This window comes from Peptostreptococcus anaerobius 653-L (assembly GCF_000178095.1).
GTDB lineage: Bacteria > Bacillota > Clostridia > Peptostreptococcales > Peptostreptococcaceae > Peptostreptococcus > Peptostreptococcus anaerobius.
Genome location: NZ_ADJN01000020.1, coordinates 1 through 8013 on the forward strand (window position 1 = coordinate 1; position 8013 = coordinate 8013).

General features: G+C 36.9%; 6 protein-coding genes. 5 read left to right on the forward strand and 1 reads right to left on the reverse strand.

The genetic code is table 11. The features are described 5' to 3' along the window. Window positions 1–939: D-alanyl-D-alanine carboxypeptidase family protein (locus HMPREF0631_RS03040; protein WP_002843331.1), on the reverse strand; the 939-nt coding region annotated here is incomplete at its 3' end. A 261-nt stretch (window positions 940–1200) separates the two neighbouring features. Here HMPREF0631_RS03040 and HMPREF0631_RS03045 point away from each other — a divergent pair. The 5 genes from HMPREF0631_RS03045 to selB all read left to right on the forward strand — a co-directional run bounded on the left by HMPREF0631_RS03045 (window position 1201) and on the right by selB (window position 7522). Further along, window positions 1201–1932 carry a helix-hairpin-helix domain-containing protein gene (locus HMPREF0631_RS03045; RefSeq protein ID WP_002843330.1) on the forward strand — a complete coding sequence of 244 codons (732 nt, stop codon included), beginning with the start codon at window positions 1201–1203 and terminating at the stop codon, window positions 1930–1932. A 143-nt stretch (window positions 1933–2075) separates the two neighbouring features. Beyond that, entirely contained in the window at window positions 2076–3059 is a 984-nt protein-coding gene (locus HMPREF0631_RS03050) for an NAD(P)-binding domain-containing protein (protein ID WP_002843333.1), read from the forward strand. Window positions 3060–3068: 9 nt separating this feature from the next. Continuing rightward, on the forward strand, window positions 3069–4121 hold the full coding sequence (selD, locus tag HMPREF0631_RS03055; RefSeq protein ID WP_080547785.1) for a selenide, water dikinase SelD: 1053 nt from the start codon (window positions 3069–3071) through the stop codon (window positions 4119–4121). Between the two features lie 88 nt (window positions 4122–4209). Further along, on the forward strand, window positions 4210–5631 hold the full coding sequence (gene selA, locus HMPREF0631_RS03060; protein WP_002843332.1) for an L-seryl-tRNA(Sec) selenium transferase: 1422 nt from the start codon (window positions 4210–4212) through the stop codon (window positions 5629–5631). 1 nt (window position 5632) lies between these two features. After that, window positions 5633–7522, forward strand: coding sequence for a selenocysteine-specific translation elongation factor (selB, locus tag HMPREF0631_RS03065; protein WP_002843328.1), 1890 nt, complete (start codon window positions 5633–5635; stop codon window positions 7520–7522). Window positions 7523–8013 lie beyond the last annotated feature (491 nt).

Consider the following 8013-nt stretch of genomic DNA (forward strand, 5'->3'; position numbering starts at 1 on the left):
AAACCTTACTTTCTTTTGGCCCCTTATATCTGATTTCTTGTAGATAATTATGCTCTTGAAGTTTTCAAATCCATAGTCAAGCAGGAATCTTGAATCGTGGTAGAGACTGCCACTTGGAGCAAAGAAAACTCCAGAAATCATCCTAATTTTGTTCTTTGTTCCTGTAGCTACTAGACAGTTTCCAGCATCATCAGTATATCCAGTCTTTATACCATCTACAACATCATATTTCATAGGTATATCCTTGCCATTGTAGTTCATCTGCATATTTGAATTTAGGAACTTGTTGCTATTGTAGAGTTCCCTATCCAATTTTATTTCATTTGATTTTTTGAAAGTTACAGATTTTTTTGCAACGATAGACTTAATAATATCATTTCCATATGCTATTCTTGCCATATTTGTCATTTCTTCAGCAGTTGTGTAGTGGTCTGTATCTGGTAGACCATGAGGATTGTTGAAGTGAGTGTGATTGAATCCAAATTTTTTGGCCTCAGAATTCATAAAGTCTATGAACTTCCTCTCATCACCACCACCATAATGCCTTGCTAGTACATACGCTACATCATTTGATGAATGTATTAAAAGAGACTCTAATAATTGTCTCGTTGTAAAGACTTCTCCTTCTTCTAGGTACATAGAAGAACCTTCTATCTCAGGCATAGTACCTATTTTAATTTTTTCGTTTAGGTCCTGACACTTTTGTAGAACGCAGTAGGCAGTCCATATCTTTGTTGTTGAAGCTGGATATATTTTTTGGTCTGCATTCTTTTTATATATTATCTTCCCTGATTCATAGTCCATAAGTACCATGTATTTAGACTTGAGTGAGTTGAAATCTTCTTTACCTTCAGCTAGTACACCTGACGTAAAATATGTAAGTATTCCCGTCGACAGTACAAGAGCAGCGAAAATTGAATTAATTTTTTTAATCTTCATATTCTGCAGTGATGTATTTTATAATACATCCTTCCTCCTTTTTAGTCATTTACTATTCTCATACCTTTTAGTATAGCATATTATTGCTAAATAAAGAAGATAATTAATTTCTAGTTTAAAAATTTATGATACTTGCCTAATATATTATGAGTTGGGAAGATAGGTGAACTAGTAAAATAGAGGATTGGATAGGTCCTTAAAAAGGACTTAATCTATCAAGAAAGAGTATTAAGATGTAGACATACTTAATGGGAGGTAGGAATGTTATCAGAAAAGATAAAATCTATTTTAAGTCATGCAGACAAGAAAAAACTATTTATAACAGGGGCTGTACTTTTAGCTATTATTTATAGATTGGTTTTTGCAGGTGGTATGGGAATATTGGGTCAAAAATACGAACTAGAATCATCAAATACAAATCAGGAATCGGAATTTATCGACAAGGAAAGTCAAGTTAGCAACCAAGCAAATCAAGGTGGATTTTCCCTTGATAAGGAGGAATCAAAGCCTAAAAAGATAAAGGTCTACATAACAGGAGCTGTGGCAAGTCCGGGAGTTATATGTCTTGATTCGGATAAGAGGTTGGACGATGCTATACGTATGGCAGGAGGCCTACTTGAAAAGGCGGATTTAAATAGGATAAACTTGGCTATGAACCTAGAGGATTCACAGCACTATATGATACCCTATATTGGTCAAGACGATAGTGCTGGTATTAATCAAGCCAATCAAACAAATCAAGGGCAAGCTGGTATGTCCCCAAATAATCAGTCTCAGTCCCCTAATCCTAGTTCTTCAGGAAAAATAAATATAAATACAGCTGATCAGACCAAGCTTGAAGAGATACCGGGTGTAGGACCAGCTACTGCTAAGAAAATTATCGACTACAGACAGACCAGTGGTGGCTTTAAAAGTATAGAGGATATCAAAAATGTAACAGGCATAGGGGACAAGAAGTTTGAGAATATGAAGGATTCTATAGATATTAAATAAAAATAGTTATGATAGAAAACACAGATAGGTTGTTTGTGGTTATTAGTAAATATATATGATATAATTATAGGGTGTAGTCTAAGTGAATGCTTGGTTACACCTTGTTGAAGTTCAAATAAATATATGTAAACGGAGGTATTACTATGTTACTTATAAATAAAGAAGAAATAAAGAAAATATTTACTATGAAGGACGCAATTGAAGCAGATAAATTAGCATTTTCAATATTTTCTAAAGGTGGATCTATATCACCTCTTAGGACTAACATAGAATCAAAGGGTGCAAAAGGAAATATACTATATATGCCGGGTTATATAGACAAAATAGGGGTATCAGGTTTAAAGATAGTATCTGTATTTCCGGACAATCCAAAGATTGGTCTAGCATCTACTCCTGGAACAATTTTATTGGTAGACGACAAGACAGGTATGGTATCTTGTGTATTGGATGGAACTTATGTTACTGAAATAAGGACAGGTGCAGCAACAGGTGCAGCCGTAAGCCTACTTGCTAGGAAGGGGTCTAAAAAGGCTGCCCTTATAGGAAGTGGTGGTCAGGCTGAATCTCAGTTTGATGCTATTGTAACAGCCTGTGAGACAGTAGAGGAAGTAAGGATATATTCAAGAACGAGAGAAAATAGAGAAAAATTTGCAGCTAAGATGGCAGAAAAGTATAAGGGGAAAGTAAGGGTTATGGCATCAACTAGTCCTGAGGAGGCAATAGACGATGCAGACATTATAGCCCTAGCTACCACTTCCAAAGAGGCCATTATTGATGGCAAGCTCCTAAAAAAGGGTGCCTTGGTTTCGGGTGTTGGATCATATATGCCTAATATGCATGAAATAGATGAAGAAACCCTAGTGAGGGCGAGCAAGATATACTTTGACTCAAAGGATGCTGTCCTTTCTGAGGCAGGTTGTATTATAACACCACTTGAAAAGGGAACTATCACAGAGGAAGATTTCACTGGTGATTTGGGAGACTTGATCAATGGAGATATAGTTGGTAGAGAAAATGACGAAGAGATAATTGTTTTCAAGTCTGTTGGTATCAGTACTCAGGATATTACAACTGGTAAGATGATATATGACAAGGCTCTTGAAAACAAGGTAGGATATGAATGGTAAGGTAATAAAATGGCAAAAGAATATAAGAAATTAACAGAAATGACAAAGGCTGGAGGCTGAGCAGCTAAGATTGGACCAGAGGATCTGGCTATAGTACTTGCAAAGCTTCCAAAAAACGATAGTGATAAATTGGATAATTTATTGGTGGGACTTGATACATCAGATGATGCGGCTATATACAAACTAACAGACGATATAGCCTTGATACAGACACTGGACTTTTTCACTCCTATGGTGGATGATCCGTATACATTTGGACAGATAGCAGCAGCCAATGCCCTATCAGATGTATACGCTATGGGTGGTGAACCTACAGTAGCTATGAATATAGTATGTTTCCCTTCTTGCCACGATATGAATGTATTGGGTGAGATATTAAGAGGTGGTTTTGACAAGGTAAAAGAATCGGGCTGTCTTTTGGTAGGTGGTCACACAGTTGACGACCAAGAACCTAAATATGGCCTATCTGTGTCAGGCACAGTCCACCCAGACAAGGTGCTTGCCAATTCAACTGCTAAGGTTGGAGACAAGCTGATACTTACAAAGCCTATAGGTGCAGGTATTATGAACACTGCTATGAAGGTAGGCCTAGTTGACAAGGAATCATCTGACTATGTTGTAGACTGCATGACCCACTTGAATATGTATGCTGCTAGGTCATTCAAGAAGTACAAGATAAATGCAGCAACAGATATTACAGGTTTTGGAATGATGGGCCACAGTATAGAGGTTGCCAAGGCATCTGGAGTTACTATCAAGTTGGATTCAAAGAAGATACCTATGTTAAAGGGAGTTGTTGAGTTTGCAAAGATTGGGATAATACCAGAGGGAGCCTACAAGAATATGGGTTATGCCCAGGATGACTCATATATAGACCCAAGCGTACCAGAGGCTATATCAGACGTTCTTCATGATCCACAGACATCAGGAGGGCTTTTGGTATCTGTACCAGCAGACATAGCTGAGGAAGTTGCTGCTGATATGTTGGCCAATGGCTCATTTACTGCTGAGATAGTAGGAGAAGTTATAGAAAAACAAGAAAAATATCTTGAAGTTTATTAGAAAATTATTTCAATATACACATTTTTCTATGTATGCTTTTTGATATAATAATAGATATAAAATAGTAAAAGGGTTGGAGTATATTAGTATGAAGAAAAAGAAAGATTTATTTGCGATACTTCCATCAATTGATGAGGTATTGAATGATGAAAGAATAATAGAATTATGTGGTATATTACCGAGGTCTATTGTCCTAGATTCTATAAGGTCTAGTGTGGATAAATATAGGTCTCAGATTATCAAATTAGATGAAGATAAATTAGACGGTTTTGAATTGAGCCAAGAGATGATAATTATCGATAGTATCAATTTGGCGAATAAGTCTTATGAGCTATCTATCAAGGGGGTTATAAATGCTACAGGTATCGTAGTCCATACCAACTTGGGTAGGTCTCTTCTTAGTGAGGCGGTAAGAGATGAACTATGGTCAGTTGCATCTAGGTACTCTAACTTGGAGTATGATATCGAAAAGGGTAAAAGAGGTTCAAGATATGACCACCTTACCAATATGATTAAAAGGTTGACTGGTGCTGAAGATGTCTTGGTAGTAAACAACAATGCAGCTGCTGTAATGTTGGTGCTTTCTACCATGGCAAAGGGTGGAGAGGCTATAGTTTCCAGAGGGGAGCTAGTAGAGGTTGGAGGTTCCTTTAGGATTCCTTCAATCATGGCCCTATCTGGTGCTGACCTAGTAGAGGTGGGTTCAACTAACAAGACCCACCTAGATGACTACAAGGGTGCTATCACAGAAAACACTAAGGTCCTTATGAAGGTCCATACTAGTAACTACAGGATTATGGGCTTTACTGAGTCGGTATCTTTAGAAGACATGAGAAAACTAGGTGACGAGTACGATATTCCAGTGGTTGAAGACCTTGGAAGTGGAGTATTTGTCGATCTTACAAAGTTTGGAATATCTTACGAACCAACTATCCTAGATTCTATCAACAAGGGGGTTGATGTTGTCAGCTTCAGTGGAGACAAGATGCTAGGTGGACCTCAGGCAGGTATAATAGTAGGTAAAAAGAAGTATATAGAAAAGATGAAAAAGAACCAGCTGACAAGGGCTCTTAGGGTAGATAAGATGACTATTGCAACTCTTGAAGCAAGTCTTAGGTTGTACCTTGACGAAGAGAGGGCTATAAGAGAGATACCTACTCTTAGGATGCTATCTTATACATCTGATGAACTAAAAGAAAATGCTGAGAGGCTTTGTGAAACGATAAAAAATAGATTGGTTGGAGTTTCTGGTCTAGACCTATGGGTTGAACCATGCAAGGGTCAAGTAGGTGGAGGTTCTATGCCTACAGAAGAACTTGATTCTTATTCGGTAGCTATCAGGTCAAAAAATATGGGAGTGGCAAGGATTGAAGAAGGGCTAAGGCTTTCTAAGTCCCATATTATAGCTAGGGTATACGATGACAAGTATATACTAGATGTTAGGACTATATTTGAAGACCAATTTGAAAATATTGCCGATGAATTATTGAGTCTGATGGGAGGTAACTAGTATGAAGCATATAGTGGTTGGAACTGCAGGCCATATAGACCATGGTAAGACTAGCCTTATAAAAGCCTTGACTGGTAGAGAAACTGATACCCTAGACGAAGAGAAGAAGAGGGGCATATCCATAAATCTTGGATTTACATATTTTGACCTACCATCAGGTAAGTCTGTTGGTATAGTAGACGTACCAGGTCACGAAAAATTTATAAAGAATATGCTTGCTGGTGCATCTGGTCTTGATATGGTTGTCTTGGTTGTTGCCGCTGATGAGGGTATGATGCCACAGACTATAGAGCATATAGATATACTTTCCTATTTAAATATAAAAAATGGTTTGGTTGTAATGACCAAGTGCGATATGGTAGATGATGAAATGCTGGAACTGGCAGAGGAGGATATAAAGGAAGGTCTTGTTGGTACTTTCCTTGAAGGATCCAAGGTCATAAAGGTAGATTCCTTATCTAAAAGAGGCATAGATGACCTTATTAAAGAACTTGATATAATGACTGAAGAGGTAGAAGAAAAGAATACAAGTCTACCTGCTAGGTTGAATGTAGATAGGGTATTTTCTGTAAAGGGGTTTGGGACTGTTGTCACAGGAACTATCATAGAGGGTAAGATATCTGTAAATGATGACCTGCAAATATATCCTAGCAATAAAAAAGCGACAGTTAGGTCTATACAGGTACATGGATCTAATGTTGATACTGCATATGCAGGTCAGAGAACAGCTATCAACCTGTCAAATATAAAGGTTACAGACATAGATAGGGGTTATATAATAGCAGCTCCTGATTCAATGCTTGATTCTATGATGCTAGATGTAAAAATCAAGCTCTTGAAACATGATAACTGTAAACTGGAAAATTGGGATAGGTTAAAACTATACCACGGTACAAGAGAGATATTGTGTAGAGCTGTACCTCTAGAAAAGGAAAGCATGAAGCCTGGAGAAGAGGGCTATGTCCAGCTAAGACTCGAAGAAAAGATAGTCTGCAAAAAGCTAGACCCATTTGTAATAAGGACATACTCACCTATGGATACTATAGGTGGTGGTATCATTGTAGATGTTGCCAATGTCAAGCATGGTATAAATAAGCACACACCAAAGGTTATAGAAGAGTTAAAAATCAAAGAATCTGGTAATCCTAAGGATATACTTGATATATATTTAAGGTTAAACTCTTTCAAATTTCCTAAAATAGAGGACATGATGTCTTATGTAGGAGTCAACAAGTCTATTATAGAAGACTTGATCAAAGACTTAGAGGAAGAAAAAAAGATAGTGGACATCAACGGAAAGAAGGTTCATGTTGAGTATCTAGAACTTTTGGAGAATAAACTTATAAGGATATTAGAAGTCTATCATAAGGAAAACTCCCTAAGAGAGGGTATGCCAAAGCAAGAAGCAGGTAGTAAGGTAGAGTCTACATTTAAGGCCAAGGATATAGATGCATTTTTAGACTGTCTTGTTGCTAGGGGTTCTGTAAAGATGGTATCCAACCTAGTCTCGCTAAAGGACTTTAAGGTTGAGAAAAATTCAGATGATATTGCCATACAAAAGAACATTAATAGCAAGCTTCTAAAGATGGGTTTCTCAGATATATTGACTATCGAGGAACTTGCAGAAGGTGACAAGAGAAGAAAACAAGTCATAGATTCCATGATAGGCACAGATCTTGTACTATTGGGTGAAGAATACCTTATGTCTATGGAACTTTATAAGAAGGCTATAGATAGGGTTAAGAATTTTATAGGCAAGTCAGGACCTATGGCAATAGCAGACTTTAGGGATATGATGGGGTCAAGTAGAAAGATATCCATGCTTATACTTGAAAACTTCGACAAGGAAAAGATTACTAAGAGGGTAGAGAATAAGAGAGTTCTATATTAAATTGGAGTTATGAATTTTTATATTGAATACCAGTGATATAGCGTAAAATACTGAAGATGGAGAGTAAACCATCTTCGGTATTTTTTATTTAAAATATTCTTTTACAGGAGGACCACAATGAATCAACTTAATTTTAACTATGAAAGAGGAGGAATTTACGCCATGATCAAATTAGGTTACTCAATATCCTCTATTCCATGTCGTTCCGTTTACCAGACTATGGTATAGATAGAGCAACCCTATAAGATCATATCAACCAATTAGCACAAAAAGCTAGTACCGATCCTAAGTATCTCATTTTCCAACCAGAAGGTGTCCAATTTTATAATAAAAATGATGAATTGCTAACTTATTATATCAATAAGCTTCAACAAACAAACCCTTAACACAAGAAGACCTCATTGTTAAAGAACTGATTTGTCAAAACAAATTACGGCGATTTTGAAGTCATTCTATGTAGCGTGTAATTATAAAAGATGGATAATAGCGCC